This window comes from Acinetobacter sp. 2JN-4 (assembly GCF_003687745.1).
GTDB classification, from domain to species: Bacteria; Pseudomonadota; Gammaproteobacteria; order Pseudomonadales; family Moraxellaceae; genus Acinetobacter; species Acinetobacter halotolerans.
This window is the reverse complement of record NZ_RDNY01000009.1, coordinates 90,495-114,616: the sequence shown is the minus strand read 5'-3', so window position 1 is coordinate 114,616 and position 24,122 is coordinate 90,495. Positions and strand designations below refer to the sequence as shown.

The following is a 24,122-nucleotide window of genomic DNA, read 5'->3' as shown; positions in this document are numbered from 1 at the left end:
AAAAGTTAAATGTAATTTTTCCAATCAGTCACACACTGCTGAATCAGCTGGCATGTACTATCAAAAAAAGCTTGATCGTGTTGATAGGGATCAGACACATTTTTATTTTGCCAATGTCCGAGGCGGAAGACTTTACCTTTAGCAAAGGGCCAGGTCTGCTCAATATGTTTTTGCTGATTTTGACTCATTACTAACACTAAATCCGCTTTTTTAAGATGCTCTGCGGTGAGTTTTTTGGCGATATGTGCACTCATGTCAATATTGAGTGTGCGCATACAGTATTGCGCTTTTTCATCCGCTGGATGGCCAGTCAGACCAGCGATACCAGCAGACTCAATATCGAGCTGGGGATGAGCTTGTTTCAGCAAATACTCTGCCATCGGGCTGCGACAGATATTTCCCACACAAATCACCAAAATACTTTTAATCTGCATCAGTTCCCCAAACGATCAATATTATATAAGGCGTTGGAGAAAGGAATGACTTGATTGATGACACGTTGCCAACGCGTTAAACCTGTTGCATCAACATACACAATATCATTGCTACGTAACTTAAACTGATTGGCCAAGCCAAAATCACCCAAGCTCATCAAGTTCATATGATAGAGCGCGGTGCTACGATCATTTGGATTACTTCTAAGTACATAGATCCGACTAGCACTGGCAGAGTTTGGATTGATGCCTAAACTTTCACCTAAGGCATCACTGAGGGTCATACCTTGATCACGCATTGGCAAGGCTTGGTTTTTACCAGACTCACCCATAACATAAATTTTTTGATTTTCTTTGGTGCTGACATAAATGGTGTCATTGGACTGGACCAAAAGCTTATGCAGTGAATAGCCAGCCTTTTCAAGTTCGATGGTGTTGAGATCGTAGGTTCGACCATTGCGAATCAACTGGATATAAGTATTTGCACCTTTATCATTGATACCACCTGCCATACCGAGTGCTGTATAAATACTGGTCGGTTGATCATTTAAATAGAATTGTCCACCTCTAAGTACACTACCCTGTACCGAATAGCGCTGTCCTTGGTATGACAAGACGCGAACAATCACATCAGGTGTTTTTACATACCGTGCAAACTGGTTGCGTAGTTCAGTATTGAGTTGAGCCAAGCTTTTTCCAGCGGCTTTATAGCGTCCAACTAAGGGGAGTTGAATATAACCGCTCGCATCAATTGGGTAGCCCAAAGCCTGAACAGCTTGTTCGTTGTTGACCGTTGTGGTCGGTGGGGTAATTTCTGGATATGCCCAAAGCTGGATCGAAAGTACATCACCAGCACTTAAACGATAGCCTGTTTGTTGTTTTTGAAATAGTGCTTTGTAGTCGTGCTGGTAGTCAACTTGCGCTGGTTGTACTGCATACATATTTTCTTGGTCAATTTTAATGACATTCACGGTTGTCCCAAGATCGGTGGTATACACCCCTTCAGTTGGAATATCATAGGTTTGCAAACCAGAGGTAACAGCACAACTTGTAGCAGCAATACTTATGCTAAGAATAGAAAAAAGCTGATAGTACTTCACACACGACCCTTGGATTATTTATATCTAATTAATATCAGTCGCCAAAACGATTCGTCTTGAGGCCCAGAATTTGTCCAATTCTAGCTGAAAAGTAGCAAAAAAGCATTGAGAAATGTCTTGGCTTTGTATGTTTAGTATTTCTAAAAAGAAATCCACACAAATGGGCTTTTGACTAAAATGTGAACCAGTACACAGCTTGTTAACACATTCATACAATTGAAATGTGGTAGTAATAAATATTCTGATATAGTACGCGCAAATATTCATGACTGTTTATATAAACAGCGAAAAATTGTAAGGATCAAGGCTTTATTTATGCTAACACTTGCCGAATTAAAAATAGCAATTATTGGTTTAGGATATGTTGGACTGCCGCTAGCAGTTGAATTTGGGAAAAAATTTCCTGTTGTTGGTTTTGATATTCATCAAAAACGTGTAGATGAACTTAAGAGTGGACAAGATCATACGTTGGAAGTTTCTCCTGAAGGTCTAAAGCAAGCAGAGTATCTCACCTATACAGCAAATCTAGATGACTTAAAAGACTGTAATTTTTTTATTGTCACCGTTCCTACACCTGTTGATCATGTGAATCGTCCAGATCTTAGCCCTTTGAAAAAAGCGAGTGAGAGCCTCGGTAAGGTGCTAAGCAAAGGCGATATTGTGGTTTATGAATCCACTGTCTATCCTGGCGCAACCGAAGAGGTATGTATTCCTGTATTAGAACAAGTATCGGGTTTGAAGTTTAATCAGGACTTTTTTGCAGGTTATAGTCCCGAGCGCATTAATCCTGGTGATAAAGTTAATACATTAACTAAAATTACAAAGATCACCAGTGGTAGTACTCCTGAAGTGGCGGATTTTGTTGATCAAGTTTATGCCAGCATCATTACTGCTGGAACGCATAAAGCTTCGAGTATTAAAGTGGCTGAAGCGGCTAAGGTGATTGAAAACACCCAACGCGATTTGAATATTGCTTTGGTGAATGAACTCTCTGTAATCTTTGATCGGATTGGCATTGATACTCTAGATGTACTTGAAGCTGCTGGTAGTAAATGGAACTTTTTACCTTTCCGCCCAGGTTTGGTGGGTGGACATTGCATTGGTGTAGACCCATATTATTTAACCCATAAAGCCGAAGAAGTTGGTTACCATCCGCAAGTGATTTTGGCTGGACGTCGTATTAATGACAATATGGCGCGTTACGTTGCACGTAATACGATTAAGCTCATGTTGCAAAATGGAATTGATGTGCCACGTGCTAGAGTTGGCGTCTTGGGTGTTACTTTTAAGGAAAACTGTCCAGATATTCGTAACAGTAAAGTCTCAGATTTAATTAAAGAGTTTGAGTTGTGGGGAACTCAGGTTGTTGTTGCTGACCCATGGGCAGATGCAAACGAAGTGAAGAGTGAATATGGCATCGAATTGGGAATTGTGGACGCAGATCATCCTGTCGATAGCCTAGTGGTTGCTGTAGGGCATAATGAGTTTCGCTCACTATCAGCAGCAGAACTTAAGTCATATGTCAACAGCGCAAAACCAGTATTGGCGGATGTGAAATGTTTGTTTGACCGCGAAGAGATGGCAGATCAAGGCTTTACTGTATTCCGCCTCTAACTGATAACGATTGAATTAAATGGTTTTAAATATGAAAAAATTTGCCCTTATTGGTGCTGCTGGATATATTGCACCACGTCATTTGAAAGCGATTAAAGAAACTGGAAACACATTAGCTGTTGCCATGGATGTAAATGACTCAGTTGGAATTATGGATAGCCACTTCCCAGAAGCGGAATTCTTTACTGAATTTGAAGAGTTTGAGGCATATGTCGAAGACCAAAAACTCAAAGGTGAAAAGCTGGATTATGTCGCGATTTGCTCTCCGAACTACTTGCATGCACCACATATGAAATATGCTTTAAAAAATGGCATTGATGTGATTTGTGAAAAACCATTGGTATTGACATCGGAAGACCTTGACCTTTTATCAACCTATGAAAAACAATATGGTGCAAAAGTAAATTCAATTTTACAGTTACGTTTACACCCTTCAATTATTGCCTTGCGTGATAAAGTGCAATCTGCGCCAGCAGGTAAAATTTTTGATGTTGATTTAACGTATTTAACTTCACGTGGTAAATGGTATTTAAAATCATGGAAAGGAGTAGACAATAAATCAGGTGGTGTAGCAACCAATATCGGTGTGCATTTTTACGATATGCTGCATTTTATTTTTGGCAAAATTGTAAAAAATGAAGTGCATTTCCGTGATGAAAAAACAGCATCTGGTTACTTAGAGTATGAGCGTGCTCGTGTGCGTTGGTTCTTGTCTATTGATGCGAATAACTTACCAGAGAATGCAGTGCAAGGTGAAAAACTGACTTATCGCAGTATTACCATTGAGAATGAAGAATTAGAATTCTCGGGTGGTTTCACCGATTTGCATACACAAAGTTACCAACGTATTTTAGAAGGTAAAGGTTACGGTGTAGAAGAAAATCGTGCAGCGATTGAAACTGTTGAAGTGATTCGCGTATCTCCAATTGTTGAAAACCCTGCGAATCCTCATCCACTTATGGCGAAGGTGAAGCAAAGATGAGTTTCTACAAGCATGACAGTGCAATCGTCGATGATGGTGCGCAGATTGGTGAAGACTCCCGAGTTTGGCACTTTGTTCACGTATGTGGTGGTGCCAAAATTGGTAAGGGTGTATCCCTAGGACAAAACGTCTTTGTTGGTAATAAAGTCGTGATTGGCGACTATTGTAAAGTACAAAACAATGTTTCTGTTTACGATAATGTGACTTTAGAAGAAGGTGTCTTTTGTGGCCCAAGTATGGTCTTTACCAATGTCTATAACCCTCGTTCGCTTATTGAGCGCAAGGATCAATATAGAAATACTTTGGTGGAAAAGGGTGCCACGCTTGGGGCAAACTGCACCATTGTGTGTGGTGTAACGATAGGTGCTTATGCTTTCGTTGGGGCAGGGGCTGTCGTAAATAAAGATGTTCCTGCCTATGCACTTATGGTTGGTGTTCCTGCAAAACAAATCGGCTGGATGAGTGATTTTGGTGAACAACTTGATTTGCCATTACAGGGGCAAGCCCAAGCAGTATGCCAACATACAGGCGCAGTTTATCAACTTGATGGAACGACACTGACAAAGCAAGGTTAATATGATTGACTTTATTGATTTAAAAGCACAGCAACACCGAATTAAAGATAAAATTGATGCAGGTATTCAAAATGTATTGACTCATGGTCAATATATTTTGGGTCCAGAAGTCACTGAGCTGGAAGAAAAATTAGCCTCATATGTTGGCGCAAAGTACTGTATTACTTGTGCCAATGGGACTGATGCCTTGCAAATTGTGCAAATGGCATTTGGTATCGGATCAGGTGATGAAGTCATCACGCCAGGTTTCACTTATATTGCAACGGCTGAAACAGTTGCCTTATTAGGAGCAAAGCCAGTCTATGTCGATGTTAACCCTAAAACTTATAATCTTGATGTAGAAAAACTGGAAGCGGCGATTACACCGCGTACCAAAGCCATTATTCCTGTAAGTTTGTATGGTCAATGTGCGGATTTAGATGCGATTAATGCAATCGCTGCGAAATATAATATTCCAGTAATCGAAGATGCAGCACAAAGTTTTGGTGCAACCTATAAAGGTCGTAAAAGTTGTAACTTAAGTACGGTGGCTTGTACCAGTTTCTTCCCAAGCAAACCTTTAGGTTGCTATGGTGATGGTGGTGCTATTTTCACCAATGATGATGAGTTGGCGAAAGTGATTCGTCAGATTGCACGTCATGGTCAAGATAAGCGTTATCATCATATCCGTATTGGCGTAAATAGTCGTTTGGATACGTTACAAGCCGCAATTTTGTTACCAAAACTAGAAATTTTAGATGATGAAATGCAGGCACGCCAAAAAGTAGCTGAAGTTTATAATCAGTTGTTTAGTGAAGCAGGTATTCATACGACGCCATATCTTGAGTCACATAATACCAGCGCTTGGGCACAATATACGATTCAGGTCGATAACCGTGCAGAAGTTCAAGAGAAATTAAAAGCTGAAGGTATTCCGACGGCTGTACATTATCCAATTCCTTTGAATAAGCAACCTGCTGTGGCTGATGCAAGTGTGATGTTGCCTGTCGGTGATGCGATTGCTGAAAGAGTGATGAGTTTGCCGATGCATCCTTATTTAACTATTGAAGCTCAAGAAAAAATAGTTAATTTTATAAATGATAGTCAATTTTCGCTATGAGTCCCGCAGTTCAGAAAAATAGTTTTGCAAAGAATGTAATAACACTATTAACAGGTACTGTTGTTGCTCAGGCATTGCCAATTGCGGTAATGCCTATTCTTACAAGACTATATTCTCCGAGTGATTTTGGTGTTTTAGCAGTATTTGTAGCTATTATTACAATATTGGGAGTAATCGCTAATGCTCGATATGAATTAGCAATTGTCTTGCCAGAAGAAGATGAAGATGCTGTTAACTTAGTTGCTTTAGGCTTGTTAATAGCTTTGGTCTTATTTTTTATATCTCTTGTAATCGTTGTACTCTTTGGGTCGTATATAGCAGGTTGGATTGGTTATACAGATTTTTGGTGGTTGTATTTAATACCATTTAGTTTGCTTTTTTCTGGTTTATATAATGTTCTCAGTTATTATAATATTAGAATCAAGGCTTACAAGGATATATCTCTATCTAATGTATATAAAGGTATTGTTTTAGCAGCTAGTCAGATTTTGTTAGGGATATTATCCTTTAATAAGGTCGGGTTGATTGTAGGGCAGTTTTTATCTCAGTTTTTTTCTAATTTCCGTCTCCTTAAGAATATTTGGGGTAAAAGAAAGCTTGTGACAGTTGAATTAATAAAAAGTAATGCAAAGAGGTATATTGATTTTCCAAAATATTCAGTATGGGGAGTTTTTGCAAATAGTTTATCTGTGAACTTAATACAATTAATTATGCCTATTCTTTACAGTTTAACCATACTTGGATTTTACTCTGTTGTACAAAAGTTACTAGGAATGCCTACAAGTCTTATTGGGAACTCAATAGGACAAGTATATTTTCAAGAGGCTAATAAAGAAAAAAAAGAAAAAAACAACTGTAAATCAATTTTCGAAAGAACTCTAAAAAAATTAACCTTAATTAGTATAGTTCTTTTCGTTCCATTATACTTTTTGTGTGAATTCTTATTTGGTTTTTTCTTGGGGAGAGAGTGGTCTGGAGTATATCAGTATGCACAAATATTAATTCCTATGTTTGCAATTAGGTTTGTTGCTATCTCATTAAGTAATACTACTAATATTTTTGAGAGACAAAAGCTGGCTCTCTTGTGCCAACTTTTATTACTTGTGATTAACCTCTTAGTTATAGGATTTGCTTTAGTTTATCATATGGAAATATTTTCATTTTTAAAGCTTCTTGCATTTAGCTTGTCAATTTATTACATAGCATTATTATATGTTTTGTATTGTGTTTCGAGAGGTGAGAAGTGAAAATTTGTTTAACTGGTGATGTTTTTTTGGGTGGTGATCTTCTGAATTTTGATAGTAAAGTGATCTATTCGGAAGTTTTTAATCAATCTAACGTTAGAATTATTAACTTGGAGCAATCGGTAAGTAATAGTGAATTTAGTGAAAATAAATCTACACTATATACTACATCTTCAGCAATAAAGAAGTTGAAAGACTGGAATGTCAATGCTGTTAATCTTGCAAATAATCATATTCATGATAAGGGGTTGGATGGTATTAATGAAACCATTCAACACCTTAATGATGAAGAAATACCTTCTTTTGGTGCTGGTAAGAATATAAGAAATGCTAAAGAGTTCTTTTCTATTGGAGATGGTATTGTAATATTAGGGTATTGTGATTTTAATAAACCTACCCTAAATAATATCGCTGTAGCATCAAATGATTGTAGCGGGATTAACCCTCTGAGATATGAAAATATAATTGATGACTTGTCTGCTTTAAAAGGAAATATGCGAGCTATTTTATATTTTCATTGGGGGCGTGAGCATATGTGGTTTCCATCTTATGAAAATATTCAGTTAGCTAGAAAATTATTGGAACATGATAAGGTGCTTACAATTGTTGGAATGCACCCTCATAGAATACAAGGGTATATCAAACATAATAACAAGAAAGCCTATATGTGTTTAGGTAATTTTATTTTCCCTAATTTTTTTATGCTTCCACCTACTGCTATTTGTGAAAACCCAGTACATGGAGAGAGTTATCTAATAACAAGAAAATATCATGTTGTAAGCAAGCTTACTTATAAAAAATGGAGCGTAGTGAATCGGATTTCTATGATACTTGAGCTTGATTCAAAAAGTAATAATATTGTACATCATTTTGTTTACCAAAAGGATGATAAACCTGAGGTGCATGATGTTTCAGTTTTTTGGCAAAAAATATTGAACAGTTTTGTAGCGATGCTATCATTTATTTATTGTTTGCCAAGAGTCTTATATCTACCAATAGAGAAAATAAATATTATTTTGTTTAAAATTTACTGGAATATATCTATATATATATTCAGGTTGAAACAAGATGGTTTCATGATTTTTTTTAAAAAATGTTTAAAAAAGTTGAAATTATTATGAATATGAAGAATTCTGTAGCACTCGTTCTGGGTGGTTATATCAATGGTTACTCAATTATAAGAGAGCTAAAACAAGAGGGCGTTGACAATATTTGGCTTTTTGACTATGGAAACTCTATTTCTAGGCATAGTAATTTGATTTCAGGTTTTACAAAAATAGAAAAAAACTCTGAGAGTATAAGGCAGGCATTGCTCCCGTTAAAGGATAATTTCGATTATATAGTTTGTTATCCAACGGATGATATACAGTTGGAGCTCTTTCTTGAATTGTATGATGAAATTAAAGAATTCTGTTTTTTGCCTTTTAATCAGAAAAACTTAAAGAAAGGTTTAGATAAAAGCATTCAATATCAATTTTGTGAAAAACTTGGAGTACCATATCCAAAAACCGTAGAATTAAAAGTTGAAAGTGATTTTTTTAATGTTGAAAAGTTACTATTCCCATTACTTATAAAGCCGAATACTAGACAAGATGTTGTAAGCAATGTTTTTAGAAGTCTATATGTAAATAGCATGGATGATTTTAATAAAAAAAAGCAATTGTTAAAGGACTATTTAAGTCAAGGTTTTAGTTTCTTAGCATCTGAATTCGTTCCTGGTGATGATACTCAAATTTATGCTTATACAGCATATAGATCAAAAAATGGTGAAATTTTAAATGAATGGACTGGGAAGAAATTAACACAATTTCCAGATGCTTTCGGTATTTTTTCCAGCGCAAGTAATGAAGCTCCGGATATTGTTTTAGAGCAGGGGCGTAAACTATTAAATGGGATGGATTTATTTGGAATCGCAGAGCCAGAATTTAAATATGACCATCGAGATGGACAGTATAAGTTAATGGAAATTAATTTACGGTCAATGATGTGGCATCGTGTTGGTAATTTATCTAATGTGAAGTTGCATATAACACAATGGAATGACGCACTTGGATTACCAGTTAAGAAATACACTCAAGAAAAAGAAAAAATTATTCATTTTGTGTATATGAAACATGAACTTTTGAATTTGATCTCTCGTTGGGGATATCTGAAATTTTTTATTAAGAATGTTTTTTTAGGTGGTAATAGATATTTTGCCGTACTTAATGGTAAAGATTTAAAACCCTTTTTTATTGATTTGTTGACCTATCCAAGGAATGTGGTGAGTGTATGGATAAAAGTCTTACGCAGATTGTTCTCTTAATGTTTAGAAAGTTCATTTTAAAGACAAAAGGAGTCACAATACATCATCATACGGCTTTTTCTAATATTGTCTTTAAAGGAAAAGCAACAATAGAGCCTTATTGTCGGTTAATTGGACTGCCTACAATCACGATTGGTAAAAATTTTTATATGAATTCAGGCTGTCATCTATTAGGTGAAATAGTAATTGGTGATGATGTTATGATTGGTCCTAAAACCGTTATTTGGGGGCGTGATCATGGTATTGGAAAAGGAAGGTTAGTTCGTGAACAGGAACATAGTGTAGCTCCTATTGAAATAGGTGATGATGTCTGGATTGCTGCAAATGTAACGATTCTTAAAGGTGTTAAAATAGGAAAAGGTGCTGTAGTTGGAGCTGGAGCTGTAGTCGTTAAAGATGTTCCTGATTATGCAATAGTGGTGGGAAATCCTGCAAAAGTCGTTAAGTATCGAGAGTAGGCATAGATGAACATAGCTTTTTCATTTGAGCAATTAGATTGGTTCCAGCGAATCCTTGGCGAGCGTTTTGGTATTGCATTTTTGCTTAGAAAGGCGGATAACTCTTTAATTCTAGGCGTGGCTGGTAGTGGAAAAAGTATAATTTTTCCAGTCAACAAATCATTCTATGAATTTGGTGAGACTGATTTAAACTGCTATGAATGGAATGCTCAAAAAGAAAACTATCATGGTGTTGTTGAAGCTACTCTTAAAGCACCTGCGAGTAATGAATTTTTAGCTCCTATTGTTGATTTACATGTAAATGGTGCCACAATCAATTACGATATATTAGGTTTAACCTATTGGATGCTAAACCGATTGGAGGAAATAGGTAGGGTTGATTTAGACAATCATGAGCGTTTTTCAGCAAAAGCCTCGCATGCTTGGAAACATAATTATTTAGATAGACCGATCGTAGATGAATGGTTGGAAATATTAAAACAAGTAATTCAAAGGGTTTGGCCTAACCTTAAAGTAAAAGAACATCAATTCCAATTAAATGTTACACATGATGTTGATAGACCTGCTCGTTTTGGTTTTGCAACTCCTGTTAACTTGGTAAAGTCTATACTTGGTGATGTTATAAAGAGAAAGGATTTTAGTAGTTTATTATTAGGCCCATATATTCGTTTTAATACGAATAGTGAACTACATTCTAAAGACCCCTTTAATACATTTGAATGGATTATGGATATTTCTGAACAAAATAATATTAAAAGTTCATTCTATTTTATTTGTGGGAACACTGACCCAAAAAAAGATGCAGATTATACTTTAGAGCATCCAGCGATCCAACAGCTTTTACTGAATATTCATGCAAGAGGCCATAAGATAGGATTACACCCTAGTTACAATTGTTACACAAATCCACAAGCTTTGATGGGCGAATTTACTAATCTAAAAAAAATATGTAAAAGTTTAGGAATACAACAAGATGTATGGGGTGGACGAATGCATTTTTTACGCTGGAAGCATCCTGAAACAATGTTGTACTGGAATGAGTGTGGATTAAGCTATGACAGTACTTTAGGATATGCTGATTGTGCTGGGTTTCGAGCAGGTAGTTGCCATGAGTACACTGCTTTTGACCCAGTTAACCATAAAGTACTGAATTTGAAAATTAAACCTTTGATTGTCATGGAGTGTACTGTTCTACATGATAGATATATGGCGATAGATGAAAATCCTTTAGAAGTATTTTTGGAGCTAAAGGAAAAATGTCAAAAGGTTAATGGTTCCTTTACATTGTTATGGCATAACTCAGAATTTATCTCAACGAAATTTAGAAACATATATCAGGGTATATTCTGAATGCTATATGAAATACTTATTCTTTCTCTATTAACGATATCAATTTTATTTATTAATTTTTATTTATTACGAGACACAATATTTGGAATTAGTTTTTCTAGGAAAAACTATAATGGAATATTGCTTGCTAGAGAGTTCATAATCGTTATCACATTTGGTGTATGGGTTGTTTATATTCTAGGGTTGAATAATATACCTACATTCTTTGTTAAACAAGAATCGCTTTTTTTGTCTTCTATCATTATTTTATCCACATTTAATGCTTTTCTTATTTCTGTTCTTTTCTTTAGTCGCTATTTTTTTAGAAATTACTTTATATTACATGATAATAAATTGAATTTTAGGAATGGTAAATTTGTCTTAACTATTTTTTCTTTGAATCTTTTTGCTTGTGTTCTATTGATACATTTTTTAGGTGCAAAACATGCCATTATAAATAGCATTATTACGGGAAGTAACTTGTTGGATGTGAGGATGGAGAACAGATATTCCTCCAATATTCCAACAGTTATAGCATCGTACTTAAAGTTTCTATATATTATGTGTTCGGCATTACTAGCGGTTAACTTCAAAAATAAGGGTGTTTCTGTTGGGCAGAAATTTTTCGTTATTTCTCTAGTTTGCTATGCTAGTAGTTTGTATGGTGGTAAGGCTCCATTATTTAATTGTCTTCTCATATTTTTGTTTGGCTATATGTGTAGCATCGATAAAAAAATAGACGTTATAAAGTTTTTAAAATTCACTGTTCCGATTTTAGTTTTTGGTATCGGTATTATATACTATCTAACAAAAATACAGTTTTCTGAATTAAAGTCATCAGAGGTTGTCGAGTATATCCTATTGAGAGTTTCGACAGGGCAGATGATGGGAGTCTATGAACAACTTGATTTCAAACTTAGAGGCTTCGATTATATTTGGAGGTCAGTTCCTTTTGCCAATATGTTTTTTGATTATAAGGAATATAGTAAAGATTTGATGATGAATACGTGGGGAAGTTATAAAGATGCCAGTGAAGTGGGTGTGATGAATTCTTATTTCATTGGAGAGGCATATGCAATTGGGGGAGTACTATTTATGTTGGTTTCCCCATTTGTGTTTGGACTAAATTATTGTATTTCTATATTTTTGTTAATTTTTTTACTGCACAGAGTATTTGGTTTAGATAAAACTTTTTCGATTAAGACGGTTGGTTTGTCAATAGCATTTCTGTTTCCATTGACAGGGGATATTGCCGGAATGGTATTCCTGAAACAAATAGTTATGTATATAGTTTTTTTAATTCCATTAATATTTGTTGTTGAAGTTTTTAGGTCGAATAAAGGGTAGTTCTAATGGCGATATACCATGTTACAAAAGTTCCTTTAGAAAAGTCATCTAGAGTTTTATCACAATTAAATATTTTTCCAGATAATTCGCATGTCATAGAGTTGAGGAGTCTGAGAGGAACATTAAAATACCTTTCAGTGTTACGTGGTGAAACTATTATATTTCATCAACAAGCCTCATTAGTATGCATGTTATTGTTTATTTTTTTTAACTTTATTAATAAAAGAGAAAATAGAGTAATTTATGATATGCATGATTTAGTTATATTTGATTATTCTGGTTTGTTTAGAAGAGTGAGGGCCTGTTTAATCTATGTTTTGGAATTTATTGTCACTAAATTTGATTTTAAAATTATAACTGTATCGAATGGTTTGGCTAAAACAATAAAAAAAAGATATGGTAGGGATGCATGTGTTGTATATAACTTTCCTTCAGATTATAAGGAAAATAACTTCTCTTTGGATTTTACTTGTTCTGAAAATAAGCAAATATGTTATTTTGGTATAATAGATGAAAAGAGAATACCTGTAAAACTATTCAAGGAGGTTTCTGAATTGAATGGAGGGGATAATATAGATGTGTATGGGTATATTAGTCCAGTTTCAAACTTTTCTTTTTCTGGGGTTGAGTTTCTTAATTATAAAGGGGAGTTCAAGCCGAATAACATGTCTTTTTTGAATAACTATAATGTATTGGTGTTTGTTACAGATCAGGAGCTTAACTTAAACTATAAATATTGCATGCCAAATAAGATATTTCAGGCACTGACATATGGAATGGATATTTTAGTTTCTGATTTTTTTGAGGAAATTGTAGAAACATTTTCTGAAGCTAAAGAAGAAAACAATATGTTTGATTCAATTAATGGAGTCAAATATTTACGTGCTGACAAAATGTCTAAGAAGTTAGATCAGCTTTTTATCCAATCTAAAAGTAATTTTATCTCTGTTATTTTAGGTGAAAACGCCAATGCAACAACTGGTTAGTATAATTATGCCTGCTTATAAAGCGGCAAAAACAATTTCAGACTCAATTGAAAGTGTCTTGGCACAAACATATCAAAATTTTGAGTTAATCGTGATTGATGACTGTTCTCCTGATAATACTAGAGATATTGTTAATCAATATGTTAGCTTAGATAATAGAGTGAAATTAATTTCTAAAGAAAATAATCAAGGTGTTGCTGCTGCTAGAAATACAGGGCTGGATATTGTTACAGGTGATTATGTCGCTTTTTTGGATTCTGATGATAAGTGGGATACAAAAAAATTAGAAAAACAAATCCAAGTTTTTAAAAATCAAGATGTTGATGTCATCTTTAGTTCTTACTATCGTTTTAATAGTACAGGAATTAAAAACTTAGTTAGCGTTCCTCTTGCAGTAGACTATTCTCAACTTTTAAAAGGGAACTGTATTGGAAATTTAACAGCTATTTATAAATTTGATCGATTTAGCTCGGTTCGTCAAAAAAAAATTGGTCATGAGGACTATCTTTTCTGGCTGGAAATTTTTTCTAACTCACCTGCAGTTAAAGGTATTGGAATACAAGAGCCTTTAGCATTTTATAGAGTTTCCGAAGATGGTTCGAATGTTTCAGCAAATAAATTAGAAGCTGCTAAATGGACATGGAATATTTATAGAAAACATTTAAATATTGGTCTTACAAAATCTATATTTTATTTCATTTGCTATGCAATGAAAGCTGTGACTAAACGAGTGTGATAAATGAAGATTCTAGTTACAGGTGCTACAGGTTTTGTTGGTCATGCTCTAATTTCTAATTTAATTAAGAAAGCCGAGTATAAAATATTTATTTTATCTCGAAATTTTGATGAGAGATTTCCTAGTAATGTTGAGCAGATCGTCGGCAACTCTGAAGGAAGTTTTTTTAAGACCTCAGTACCTAAACATATAGATACGATTGTGCATTTAGCCGGAAGAGCACATATTTTAAATGAACAGGTTGATAACCCACTGCATGAGTTTAGAGAAGTTAATGTTGAAGGTACATTGCATCTAGCTCATCAGGCCTTAGAAAATAAAGTGAAACGTTTTATTTTTATGAGTTCGATAGGAGTCAATGGTTCAAGTACAATAGATAAGCCATTTAACGAGTTGGATGAACCGCATCCTCATGCAGACTATGCAGTATCAAAATTAGAAGCAGAACAAGCACTCAAAGAATTATTTAAAAATACTGAAACAGAGTTAGTCATTATTCGTCCGCCTTTGGTTTATGCTTCAAATGCACCGGGAAATTTTGCTCGATTATTAAAGTTAGCATCAACAAATCTCCCTCTACCATTTAGTGGAGTAAATAATAAGCGTTCATTTATTGCACTTGATAATCTGGTGGATTTCATTGAATGTTGTATTAAGCATCCTTGTGCTAAGAATGAATTATTTCTAATTTCAGATAATGAGGAATTATCCACAAAGCAATTGGTAACCTACCTTAGACAGGGAATGGCGAAATCACCAAACTTGATTTATGTACCTAATTTTGTCATGAAATTAGGTGCAATTTGCCTTGGAAAAATGAAATTATATGAACAGCTTTTTGGTTCATTAGAAGTTGATGCCTCGAAAGCAAAAACATTGCTAGGCTGGCAACCACCTTTGAACGCAATATCTGCTGTGAGACAAGCAGGTGAGGCATATAGTAAGTTAAAGTGAGTAAAACATGTCAATTCTTTTAATGGCTATAGTGAGCTTTTTGGTTGCATTTTTCTTAGTAGGGTATATGCGAAATTACGCATTAAAAAGAAATATCATAGATAACCCCAACGAGCGAAGTTCACATAGTACCCCGACACCACGAGGCGGAGGTGTTGCAGTTGTTGTTAGCTATCTTTTAGGGCTGATGTTGCTTATTTATCTTGGGTATTTATCTCAACACATTGGCTTAACCCTAATCTCAGCTGGTTTTACAATCGCATTGTTGGGTTTCTTGGACGATCACGGACATATTAATGCTTTGGCGCGATTAGCAGTTCATTTTCTTGTTGCGATTGGTGTCGTGGTTTCTTTAGGTGGTTTTTCTGAAGTCGGATTATTTAATGACAGTCTTCAGTTGGGATGGTTCGCCAATATTATTGCGGTACTTTTTTTAGTTTGGTTACTGAATCTATATAACTTTATGGATGGCATTAACGGTATTGCCAGTATAGAAGCGATCACAGCGACCTTGAGCATCGGTGGCATTTATCTCTTATTCGCATCGGATTTGTCGAGTCAGGCACTTTTTCTATTAGCAGCGTGTACTGCTGGTTTTTTATTATGGAACTTTCCCAAAGCGCGTATCTTTATGGGAGATGCATGTAGCGGCTTTCTAGGGTTAGTTTTGGGTATTCTTGCTTTGATTGCATTAAAACAAGATGTTGCCTTATTTTGTGCTTGGTTAATCTGTTTGGGGATATTCGTCGTTGATGCAACCTTTACTTTGATTCGCCGTGTGATCAATGGTCATAAGATGTATGATGCACATAGAAGCCATGCCTACCAATACGCCTCTAGAAAGTATAATAGTCATACTGTTGTTACTTTCGGGGTGTTGGCATTAAATGTTCTATGGTTATTGCCGCTTGCTTATTTAGCCACTCAACATTATATAATGCCTGAATTCTTAATTTTGATAGCCTATACTCCGTTGGTTTTTTTAGCTGTATATTTCGGTGCAGGTAAGACAGAAAATGCTTAAGCAAGATATTTTATTAATCCTAGGGGCTGGTGGCCATGGCAAATCTGTCGCGGAAGCCGCATTACTATCAGGTCAATGGAGTAGTATTGTATTTGCAGATGATAGCTGGCCTCAAAGAACGGAGGTCGCTGGTTTTCCTATTGTTGCGAATATAGAGACGATTGCACAAATTGTGCCTAATATTTCAGCTGCCATTCCAGCTGTCGGAAACAATCAGGTTAGACAGGTTTGGTTTCAACGACTAAAAGAGCTGGCTATTCCTATCGCTACAGTGATTCATCCGTCTGCGACCATTAGTGCTACTGCCGAACTTGGAGAAGGCGTTTGTATTATGGCAGGATGTATCGTTGGCGTTGATGTCAAAATTGAAGATGGTGTAATTGTAAACTTAACTTCAGCGATTGATCATGATAGTGAGATCGGTATGTTTTCACATCTCAGTGTTGGGGTTAAAATCACAGGAAATAAAACAGTAGCGCCGTTTACTTTTTTAGCTGCGGGCTCAATCCTTGCGCATTAAATATGTAGCTAAAATTGCAAATGAAATCAAAGAAAACCATAGGATAAGAGACGTATATCCTACTATTTTAAGTATTGCGTATTTGATGTGTAAAAGTTATTTTCAGTTACATTAGAAGTGCGTATAAAGATCAAACTGAATGTGGGATGATTAGAAGATCACTGTGAAAAAGATTATTCATCAATTTGCCTCAGCGCCTAGGCTGTATAAACAATTTTTCCTTGTTATTTTGGATATCTTAGCTTTTCCTGTCATTTTGTGGCTGTGTTATGTCATTCGTTTATTTGATTTGAAAGCAGATGTTGTTTCAGGCATTGATCATGGATCTTTGCTCGTTAGTTTGATTGCGATTAGTTGTCTTGCCCTTACAGGCGTCTATCGTTTTATTGTCCGAACCTTTAATGAAGTCTTTATAGTCAAACTCGCATTGGCTGTTTTTTTGACTATGTTGGCTTTATATGCACTGACATATATCACCAAAGCACATATTCCGATGTCTATTCCGTTTATGTTTGGTTTTATGATGTTTACGTGGGTTTGGACGAGTCGAGCGTTTATTCGTTTCGTGGTCAAAGTTTCATTTTATTCAGAGTTGGGACGCAAACGGATCGCGATTTATGGTGCAGGTGATGCAGGACAACAAATTGCAGCGGCATTACATCGTTCAGATGACCATCTTCCGATCTTTTTTATTGATGATTATGCTTCGTTACAAGGGCAAATCGTTGGCGGTTTAAAGGTTTATTCTGTTGAAAAAGCTTTACAGCGTTTTGAAAAAGAACATATTGATGAAATTTTACTTGCACTTCCTTCGGTTGGGCGAGTACGAAAAACTGAAATTATTCAACAATTTGAATCTTCTGGTTTAAAGATAACTGAATTACCCGGCTTGACCCAGTTAGTCGATGGAGAAATCCGAGTTTCTGATATTCAAGAAGTTGATATTATTGATTTACTCGGGCGTGATCCTATTCCGCCTATCGCCCATCTTTTGGTTAAAAATATTCAAAATAAAGTTGTGATGGTCACTGGTGCAGGTGGTTCGATTGGTTCAGAGCTGTGTCGTCAAATTATTAAGAATCAGCCGAAATTATTGGTTTTATATGAGTTAACGGAATTTGCCTTATATAGTATTGATAAGGAATTACGCTTAACTGCAAACTGTGAGATTGTATCGATTTTGGGTACGGTGCAAGATCAACAAAAGCTAGAACGAATTATTGAACAATATCAAGTGCAAACGGTCTATCACGCAGCCGCGTATAAACATGTGCCTTTAGTTGAATGTAATCCAATTGCAGGTTTAAAAAATAATGCGATTGGTACTGCAAATAGTTTAAATGCAGCGGTAGAAAAAGGCGTTGAAACATTTGTATTGATTTCGACCGATAAAGCAGTTCGACCAACCAATGTCATGGGGGCATCTAAGCGTATGGCAGAGTTATATTGCCAAGCGGTTGCTGAAACTAAACCCCCTACTCAAATTAGTATTGTCCGTTTCGGTAATGTTTTAGGTTCTTCAGGTTCAGTGGTGCCCTTGTTTAAACAGCAAATCGCAGTGGGTGGTCCGATTACCGTGACTCATCCAGATGTAACGCGTTATTTTATGACCATTCCTGAAGCATCGCAGCTTGTGATTCAAGCGGGAGCATTAGGGTCAGGTGGAGATGTGTTCTTGTTGGACATGGGTGAACCTGTTCGAATTCAAGATTTGGCACGTCAAATGATCAAATTGAGTGGTCTAAAAGTTCGTGAGACTGGTTCAAGCACAGGGGACATTGAAATTGCTTATAGTGGTTTACGCCCAGGTGAAAAGCTATATGAAGAACTTTTGATTGATCAGGATAATACTGAATATACGCAACATACTCGGATTTTACGGTCATTTGAAAAGCATTATCCTTTACAAGAAGTACAAGCGATCTTTGCTAAAATTAATCAAATGACCGCAGTTGACCATGATGTGGATTGGGCTTTAACGCAGCTTGAACATTATGTTGATGGGTATAAACGTAGCGGTGACGTTCGAGTTAACTAAATTGAGAGAGAATATGATTAAAAAAGCCATTTTACCTGTTGCAGGTTTAGGTACACGGTTTTTACCAGCGAGTAAGTCAATTCCAAAGGAAATGGTCACGGTGGTCGATCGTCCAGCAATTGAATATGTGGTTCGGGAAGCGGTCGAGGCAGGTATTGAACAGATTATTTTAGTCACGCACTCCTCCAAGGCTTCGATTGAGAATTATTTTGATCGTAATTTTGAGCTTGAAACCACGCTAGAACAAAAAAAGAAATTTGATTTACTCAAAGAAATTACTGATATTTTACCTAAGCATGTCAGTGTGGTCAGCGTACGCCAGCCCCAACCTTTAGGATTAGGTCATGCAGTATTGTGTGCCAAAGATATTGTGGGTGATGAAGCTTTTGCGGTGTTATTACCCGATGTTTTAGTTAAAAATAATCAGCATACAGAGAATGATCTGTCTTTGATGATTCAGCGGTTTCAACAATCCCAAGCGTCCCAGATTATGGTTGAGGCTGTACCTGATCATTTGGTTGATCAATATGGTATTGTGGATGTGACGGTTTCACCGAGTGAAGGCGAAAGTATCGTCATGCAAGGGATTGTTGAAAAGCCAGAGGTTGGAACAGCACCTTCAAATTTGTCGGTGGTGGGGCGTTATATTCTGCCAGCTCAAATTATGCAATTATTGGAAAATACCCCGCGTGGGGCAGGAAATGAAATTCAGTTGACCGATGCAATAGCAGCATTACAACAAACACAGACAGTCGAAGCTTATCGCATGAAAGGTCAAACTTTTGATTGCGGGAGCAAGATCGGATATCTCAAAGCGGTATTGCATTATGGTCTTGAACATCCCAAATTGGGTGTAGAGTTTAAGGGCTTAATTCAAGAATTAGCGCTTTAAGGTAAGTAGTTATGAAAGTCGCAATCTTTGGTAATACTTTATATGCAGGGGTGATGTCCGCGTTATTGTCGGAGTCAGGGCATAACGTATATTGGTGTTCGCATCTCCATGTTGCAACGGATGAACTGCAATATTCATTTCATGATGAAAATGTCAGTCATTTATTGGAGAAGCAACGACAAAGCGGTTTTCTAAAGTATAGTGACTTGGAACAAATACCTTTAGATATTGATGCCTATCTGTTTAGTTTTAATCAGACACAAGAACCGCAAGTTTATCAATTATTAAATGCTCTTAAACAACGTCCGATTATTCATCCAAAATTGATGATCAATGCTTCAACTTTTGGTTTGCATGGCACAGAAAGATTCCAACAGATATTGTCAGATGATGACTGGGTCTATTTACCTGATACCATGCAGGAAGGAAATGCTTTACAGAGCTTAACAGAGGCAAAACAACTAATCGTTGGATGTATTCAGGTGGATGTACAAGCCAAAGTGAAAGAGTTGTTAAGACCCTTTTTTCCTTTAGCGCAGCATTATTTATTTATGCCGGTTTTAGATGCGGAATTTACTAAGTTGAGTATTTCTGGCATGTTGGCGACACGGATTAGTTATATCAATGATCTTGCGGTTGTGGCAGAAAAGTTAGGCATTGATATTGCTTCAGTCCGTCAGGGAATGGCTGCCGATAATCGGATTGGCACGGCTTATTTAGCGCCTGGTGCTGGTTTTGGTGGTGAAAACTTTTCACATGATATTTTGACGCTTTCCAATACTGTGGCCAATACAGGGGTCAAAAGCCAATTGCTTGCTCAAGTTTGGGAGATCAACGAGCAGCAGAAAGAAATCTTATTCCGTAAGTTTTGGAATTATTACCACGGTGATTTACAAGGCAAAACAGTTGCCATTTGGGGAGCTTCTTTTAAAGAGAATACCTCGAGTATTCAACAGTCCCCGATTCATCAAATGTTGGCTGCACTCTGGGCGCAGGGGGTAACTGTTCAGTTACATGATCCGCAAGCCTTAGAAGAAATTAGTACGATGTATGGTCAGCGTGATGATCTTATCTTATGTGATGATCAATATGCGGCTGTTCAAAATGTTCATGGTTTATGTGTTTTGACGGCATGGAAACAATATTGGAGTCCTGACTTTAAGCGATTGGCACATTGTATGAGACATCCGTTGGTGTTAGATGGACGTAATATATATGACCCACAGTATGTGAAAGCACAAGGCTTTGCATACATGGGCGTGGGGCGTTAATTATGATGAATCCTATGCATCCATTTCCAGTCAAAGATCAGCGTACTGTATTGGAACACTTATCTAGTTTGAAAGCACAATTTAAAGAAATGCACCTGAATCAATTATTTGCTGCGGATGTATCACGTTTTAACAAGTTTTCAGTGGAATACGATCAAATTGTTTTAGATTTTAGTAAACACCGGATTGATCAGCCTATTCTAGATGGATTAGTGGATTTAGCGCACAGCCAAGATTTAACGCAATGGATCAAAAAACTATTTTCATCAGCGCAGATTAACTTCACAGAGCATCGTGCTGCGATGCATTGGGCTTTACGGTTACCAAAAACCAGCCCAGATTTTTCTAATATTAATCAGCATGTTCAATCACAACTCGAACACATGTATGCCTTGGTGGAAAAGATCCATACTGGACAATATCGTGGTGCAACAGGTGAAGTGATTCAGGATGTGGTGAATATTGGGGTGGGCGGATCTGATCTGGGTCCATTGATGGTAACGCATGCACTGTCAGATTTTAAGGTCAAGACAGCAAAACCCTTGGATGTTCATTTTGTTTCAACCATGGATGGTAGTCAGCTTTCGGCATTACTCCATCAGCTACGCCCCGAAACGACTTTATTTATTATTTCGTCAAAATCTTTTGGTACGATTGATACGCTTTCGAATGCCGAAACGGTACGTCAATGGTTAGAAAAATCCTTGGGTACAGATGCCAAAATTCTGACCAATCATTTTATTGGGGTTTCAACCAAAGCAGAAAAAATGACGGAATGGGGAATCGCTCCTGATAAGCAATTGTTATTGTGGGATTGGGTGGGCGGTCGTTATTCACTGTGGTCATGTATTGGTTTGCCCATCGCATTAATGATTGGTGTGGATGGGTTTAAGCAGCTTTTAGCGGGTGCTTATGCGATTGACCAACATTTCCAAACCGCACCGTTTGCTCAAAATATTCCAGTATTAATGGGCTTGTTGGGCGTGTGGAATAATAACTTTCTTGATATTCAGACCCATGCGGTCTTGCCTTATGATGGTCGACTTAAGTATTTTGCCTCCTATCTACAACAATTAGAAATGGAGTCCAATGGTAAGTCAACTCAACGTAATGGCGAAAAGGTGGAGATGGCAACCTGTCCAATTGTATGGGGGGAAGTGGGTCCAAACGCTCAGCATGCATTTTATCAGTTGTTACATCAAGGCACACATTCGGTCAGCTGTGATTTTATTGCCCCTGTTAAACGGTATAATGCCAATCAATTTACCTATGTCGAAAGTGCTGATGCATTGGTTGAACAGCATCATCTCGCATTATCAAATTGTTTAGCCCAATCTCGTTTATTGGCATTTGGTAATCAGGCACTCGCAGCAGATGAACTCAGAGATTTACCCGCATATAAACAATACGAAGGCAATCAGCCAAGTTCGACCATTTTATTAAAAGAGTTGAATCCTTATAGTTTAGGTATGTTGATTGCGCTTTATGAACATAAGGTTTTTGTGCAATCTGTACTATGGAATATCAATCCATTTGATCAATGGGGCGTAGAAAAAGGCAAAGAAATCGCTAATCAGCTTTTGCCAATTTTAAACCGCGAACAAGATGATTTATCTGTATTTGATGCATCGACACAAGGTCTATTGAGAGTATTATTAGGCAAGACAGAAACTTAAAATACAATGGTGTTATAGAAGGAAATCTTTTGCTCTAAAAAGATTTCCTTCTTTTATTTGCTAAGCTGAAATTAAACGCGTCAACTCATCGACATAAACTTGCATCGGTTGAGGATTTTTGTCGGAACGGCTTTCGATATTTAAGCGCAGCAACGGCTCTGTATTTGATGCGCGTACATTTAAACGCCAAGCGCCAAAATCAAGACTTACCCCATCAGTCCGGTCAATTTGTGGATTTTGATCGGCATAGTGATCAAAAATCTTTTGTACTGTTATTTGAGTATCAGCCACTTTAAAGTTGATTTCACCGCTACATGGAAATTTTTCAATCATATTTTCAACGAGAGTCGAAAGTGATTGATCTGTCTCAGAGAGTAGGGCAATTGTCAGTAGCCAAGGGATCATCCCGCTATCGCAATAAGCAAAATCACGGAAATAGTGATGTGCACTCATTTCACCGCCGTAAACGGCATTGTGTTCACGCATCACATCTTTAATAAATGCATGACCAGATTTTGACTGTACCACAATCCCTTGATATTTCTCTACAATATCAAAGGTGTTCCAAACAAGACGTGGATCATGCACGATCTTCTCACCTGATTGTTTGATCAGGAACGCTTGAGCCAATAAGCCAACAATATAATAGCCTTCTATGAACTGACCTTTTTCATCAAATAGGAAGCAACGGTCAAAGTCGCCGTCCCATGCAATCCCCATATCGGCTTGATGTTTAAGTACTGCATCACGAGTGCTGTCACGATTCTCGATCAGGATCGGATTGGGAATACCATTTGGGAATGTGCCATCTGCTTCGTGATGAATCTTAATAAATTCCACTGGAATATTGAGCTGTTGGAACTTCTGTTCGATCGCATCAATCACATGACCAGCTGCACCGTTACCAGCATTTACCACCAATTTAAGCGGTTTAATTTTTTGTGGGTCAATATACGTCAGTAGGTGTTCGATGAACTCAGGCAGAATATTATAGTTTTCTGTCGTACCTTTTTGTGCGACTTCAACGAACTGACCTGATTCAGCCAATGCTTGAATCTCTTTTAAGCCAGTATCCTCACTAATCGGACGGGCATTTTCACGGACCAATTTCATGCCGTTGTAATCCATTGGATTATGGCTGGCAGTGATTTCAATACCGCCCTGAACATCGAGGTGGAATGCACCGAAATAGACTTCTTCAGTCCCTGTCATCCCTAAATCAAGCACATTGATGCCTGCATCATTGAGTCCACGAATGGTGGCTTGTTTTAAGCCTTCACTGCTTAAACGGATATCGCAACCGATCACCACAGTTTTCGGTTGATAGATTTGCCCATAAGCGCGACCAATCTTATAGGCAATCTCTTCATTGAGTTCTGTACCAAGTTTGCCACGAATATCATAGGCTTTAAAGCAAGTGAGTTGTGTCATATTTGAAAGCGCTGTTTGTTGTTTATTAATACCTTGCAGTATACAAAGACAGCGGGAAATAAAAAATGGCTGCTTCAATTGAAACAGCCATTCTTAAGTAAAGATGT

General features: G+C 36.8%; 22 protein-coding genes. 19 read left to right on the top strand and 3 right to left on the bottom strand.

All coding sequences use genetic code 11. From position 1 onward, the window contains the following. Positions 1 to 5: 5 nt before the first annotated feature. Both EAH57_RS13030 and EAH57_RS13025 read right to left on the bottom strand, forming a co-directional pair. Positions 6 to 434, bottom strand: coding sequence for a low molecular weight protein-tyrosine-phosphatase (locus tag EAH57_RS13030; protein WP_121930426.1), 429 nt, complete (start codon positions 432 to 434; stop codon positions 6 to 8). Next, complete coding sequence (locus EAH57_RS13025) at positions 434 to 1,534, bottom strand: polysaccharide biosynthesis/export family protein (RefSeq protein WP_121930425.1); 1,101 nt, start codon at positions 1,532 to 1,534, stop codon at positions 434 to 436. The genes EAH57_RS13030 and EAH57_RS13025 overlap by 1 nt, the downstream gene beginning before the upstream one ends. A 315-nt stretch (positions 1,535 to 1,849) precedes the next feature. Between EAH57_RS13025 and EAH57_RS13020 the strand changes: the two genes are divergently transcribed. From EAH57_RS13020 to pgi, 19 genes are all read left to right on the top strand, one after another. Next, on the top strand, positions 1,850 to 3,148 hold the full coding sequence (locus EAH57_RS13020; protein ID WP_121930424.1) for a nucleotide sugar dehydrogenase: 1,299 nt from the start codon (positions 1,850 to 1,852) through the stop codon (positions 3,146 to 3,148). Positions 3,149 to 3,179: 31 nt separating this feature from the next. Then, positions 3,180 to 4,130, top strand: a complete 951-nt coding sequence (locus EAH57_RS13015; protein ID WP_121930459.1) for a Gfo/Idh/MocA family protein — start codon at positions 3,180 to 3,182, stop codon at positions 4,128 to 4,130. Then, complete coding sequence (gene wbpD, locus EAH57_RS13010; RefSeq protein WP_121930423.1) at positions 4,127 to 4,705, top strand: UDP-2-acetamido-3-amino-2,3-dideoxy-D-glucuronate N-acetyltransferase; 579 nt, start codon at positions 4,127 to 4,129, stop codon at positions 4,703 to 4,705. The genes EAH57_RS13015 and wbpD overlap by 4 nt, the downstream gene beginning before the upstream one ends. A 1-nt stretch (position 4,706) precedes the next feature. After that, positions 4,707 to 5,804, top strand: coding sequence for a DegT/DnrJ/EryC1/StrS family aminotransferase (locus EAH57_RS13005; protein WP_121930422.1), 1,098 nt, complete (start codon positions 4,707 to 4,709; stop codon positions 5,802 to 5,804). After that, positions 5,801 to 7,051 (top strand): lipopolysaccharide biosynthesis protein, encoded by a 1,251-nt coding sequence (locus EAH57_RS13000; protein ID WP_121930421.1) that lies wholly within the window; start codon positions 5,801 to 5,803, stop codon positions 7,049 to 7,051. Before EAH57_RS13005 ends, EAH57_RS13000 begins: the two co-directional genes overlap by 4 nt. Continuing rightward, a complete protein-coding gene (locus EAH57_RS12995) occupies positions 7,048 to 8,169 on the top strand; it encodes a CapA family protein (protein WP_121930420.1) in 1,122 nt (373 codons plus the stop codon). The genes EAH57_RS13000 and EAH57_RS12995 overlap by 4 nt, the downstream gene beginning before the upstream one ends. After that, positions 8,166 to 9,353, top strand: a complete 1,188-nt coding sequence (locus EAH57_RS12990) for a hypothetical protein (protein WP_147440126.1) — start codon at positions 8,166 to 8,168, stop codon at positions 9,351 to 9,353. The genes EAH57_RS12995 and EAH57_RS12990 overlap by 4 nt, the downstream gene beginning before the upstream one ends. Continuing rightward, a complete protein-coding gene (locus EAH57_RS16160; RefSeq protein ID WP_121930418.1) occupies positions 9,320 to 9,811 on the top strand; it encodes an acyltransferase in 492 nt (163 codons plus the stop codon). Before EAH57_RS12990 ends, EAH57_RS16160 begins: the two co-directional genes overlap by 34 nt. 6 nt (positions 9,812 to 9,817) lie before the next feature. Further along, entirely contained in the window at positions 9,818 to 11,161 is a 1,344-nt protein-coding gene (locus EAH57_RS12980; protein WP_171407465.1) for a polysaccharide deacetylase family protein, read from the top strand. Then, positions 11,162 to 12,487 carry an oligosaccharide repeat unit polymerase gene (locus EAH57_RS12975; RefSeq protein WP_121930417.1) on the top strand — a complete coding sequence of 442 codons (1,326 nt, stop codon included), beginning with the start codon at positions 11,162 to 11,164 and terminating at the stop codon, positions 12,485 to 12,487. 5 nt (positions 12,488 to 12,492) lie between these two features. Next, positions 12,493 to 13,473 (top strand): hypothetical protein, encoded by a 981-nt coding sequence (locus EAH57_RS12970; RefSeq protein WP_121930416.1) that lies wholly within the window; start codon positions 12,493 to 12,495, stop codon positions 13,471 to 13,473. Then, positions 13,457 to 14,209: a glycosyltransferase family 2 protein gene (locus EAH57_RS12965; protein WP_121930415.1), complete on the top strand. Its 753-nt coding sequence runs from the start codon at positions 13,457 to 13,459 to the stop codon at positions 14,207 to 14,209. The genes EAH57_RS12970 and EAH57_RS12965 overlap by 17 nt, the downstream gene beginning before the upstream one ends. Before the next feature lie 3 nt (positions 14,210 to 14,212). Continuing rightward, a complete protein-coding gene (locus EAH57_RS12960) occupies positions 14,213 to 15,163 on the top strand; it encodes an NAD-dependent epimerase/dehydratase family protein (protein ID WP_121930414.1) in 951 nt (316 codons plus the stop codon). A gap of 7 nt (positions 15,164 to 15,170) precedes the next feature. Next, a complete protein-coding gene (locus tag EAH57_RS12955; protein WP_121930413.1) occupies positions 15,171 to 16,187 on the top strand; it encodes an MraY family glycosyltransferase in 1,017 nt (338 codons plus the stop codon). Then, positions 16,180 to 16,707 carry an acetyltransferase gene (locus tag EAH57_RS12950; RefSeq protein WP_121930412.1) on the top strand — a complete coding sequence of 176 codons (528 nt, stop codon included), beginning with the start codon at positions 16,180 to 16,182 and terminating at the stop codon, positions 16,705 to 16,707. The genes EAH57_RS12955 and EAH57_RS12950 overlap by 8 nt, the downstream gene beginning before the upstream one ends. Before the next feature lie 163 nt (positions 16,708 to 16,870). Beyond that, complete coding sequence (locus EAH57_RS12945; protein ID WP_121930411.1) at positions 16,871 to 18,745, top strand: polysaccharide biosynthesis protein; 1,875 nt, start codon at positions 16,871 to 16,873, stop codon at positions 18,743 to 18,745. A gap of 13 nt (positions 18,746 to 18,758) precedes the next feature. Beyond that, positions 18,759 to 19,637 (top strand): UTP--glucose-1-phosphate uridylyltransferase GalU, encoded by an 879-nt coding sequence (gene galU, locus EAH57_RS12940; RefSeq protein WP_121930410.1) that lies wholly within the window; start codon positions 18,759 to 18,761, stop codon positions 19,635 to 19,637. A gap of 11 nt (positions 19,638 to 19,648) precedes the next feature. Next, positions 19,649 to 20,908 (top strand): nucleotide sugar dehydrogenase, encoded by a 1,260-nt coding sequence (locus EAH57_RS12935; RefSeq protein WP_121930409.1) that lies wholly within the window; start codon positions 19,649 to 19,651, stop codon positions 20,906 to 20,908. Between the two features lie 2 nt (positions 20,909 to 20,910). After that, entirely contained in the window at positions 20,911 to 22,584 is a 1,674-nt protein-coding gene (gene pgi / locus EAH57_RS12930; protein ID WP_416240492.1) for a glucose-6-phosphate isomerase, read from the top strand. A gap of 60 nt (positions 22,585 to 22,644) precedes the next feature. On the opposite strand, the gene EAH57_RS12925 is transcribed toward pgi, so the two are convergent. Further along, positions 22,645 to 24,015: a phosphomannomutase CpsG gene (locus tag EAH57_RS12925; RefSeq protein ID WP_121930407.1), complete on the bottom strand. Its 1,371-nt coding sequence runs from the start codon at positions 24,013 to 24,015 to the stop codon at positions 22,645 to 22,647. Between the last annotated feature and the right edge of the window lie 107 nt (positions 24,016 to 24,122).

Excerpts from the sequence above, each read along its gene's own strand:
- pgi (WP_416240492.1), top strand. The coding sequence starts at position 20,911 with ATGATGAATCCTATGCATCCATTTCCAGTCAAAGATCAGCGTACTGTA.
- EAH57_RS16160 (WP_121930418.1), top strand. The coding sequence starts at position 9,320 with ATGGATAAAAGTCTTACGCAGATTGTTCTCTTAATGTTTAGAAAGTTC.
- EAH57_RS13030 (WP_121930426.1), bottom strand. The coding sequence starts at position 434 with ATGCAGATTAAAAGTATTTTGGTGATTTGTGTGGGAAATATCTGTCGC.
- EAH57_RS12980 (WP_171407465.1), top strand. The coding sequence starts at position 9,818 with ATGAACATAGCTTTTTCATTTGAGCAATTAGATTGGTTCCAGCGAATC.
- EAH57_RS12960 (WP_121930414.1), top strand. The coding sequence starts at position 14,213 with ATGAAGATTCTAGTTACAGGTGCTACAGGTTTTGTTGGTCATGCTCTA.
- EAH57_RS12990 (WP_147440126.1), top strand. The coding sequence starts at position 8,166 with ATGAATATGAAGAATTCTGTAGCACTCGTTCTGGGTGGTTATATCAAT.
- EAH57_RS12975 (WP_121930417.1), top strand. The coding sequence starts at position 11,162 with ATGCTATATGAAATACTTATTCTTTCTCTATTAACGATATCAATTTTA.
- EAH57_RS12950 (WP_121930412.1), top strand. The coding sequence starts at position 16,180 with ATGCTTAAGCAAGATATTTTATTAATCCTAGGGGCTGGTGGCCATGGC.
- EAH57_RS13000 (WP_121930421.1), top strand. The coding sequence starts at position 5,801 with ATGAGTCCCGCAGTTCAGAAAAATAGTTTTGCAAAGAATGTAATAACA.
- galU (WP_121930410.1), top strand. The coding sequence starts at position 18,759 with ATGATTAAAAAAGCCATTTTACCTGTTGCAGGTTTAGGTACACGGTTT.
- wbpD (WP_121930423.1), top strand. The coding sequence starts at position 4,127 with ATGAGTTTCTACAAGCATGACAGTGCAATCGTCGATGATGGTGCGCAG.
- EAH57_RS13020 (WP_121930424.1), top strand. The coding sequence starts at position 1,850 with ATGCTAACACTTGCCGAATTAAAAATAGCAATTATTGGTTTAGGATAT.
- EAH57_RS13005 (WP_121930422.1), top strand. The coding sequence starts at position 4,707 with ATGATTGACTTTATTGATTTAAAAGCACAGCAACACCGAATTAAAGAT.
- EAH57_RS12965 (WP_121930415.1), top strand. The coding sequence starts at position 13,457 with ATGCAACAACTGGTTAGTATAATTATGCCTGCTTATAAAGCGGCAAAA.
- EAH57_RS12970 (WP_121930416.1), top strand. The coding sequence starts at position 12,493 with ATGGCGATATACCATGTTACAAAAGTTCCTTTAGAAAAGTCATCTAGA.
- EAH57_RS12935 (WP_121930409.1), top strand. The coding sequence starts at position 19,649 with ATGAAAGTCGCAATCTTTGGTAATACTTTATATGCAGGGGTGATGTCC.
- EAH57_RS12925 (WP_121930407.1), bottom strand. The coding sequence starts at position 24,015 with ATGACACAACTCACTTGCTTTAAAGCCTATGATATTCGTGGCAAACTT.
- EAH57_RS12955 (WP_121930413.1), top strand. The coding sequence starts at position 15,171 with ATGTCAATTCTTTTAATGGCTATAGTGAGCTTTTTGGTTGCATTTTTC.
- EAH57_RS13015 (WP_121930459.1), top strand. The coding sequence starts at position 3,180 with ATGAAAAAATTTGCCCTTATTGGTGCTGCTGGATATATTGCACCACGT.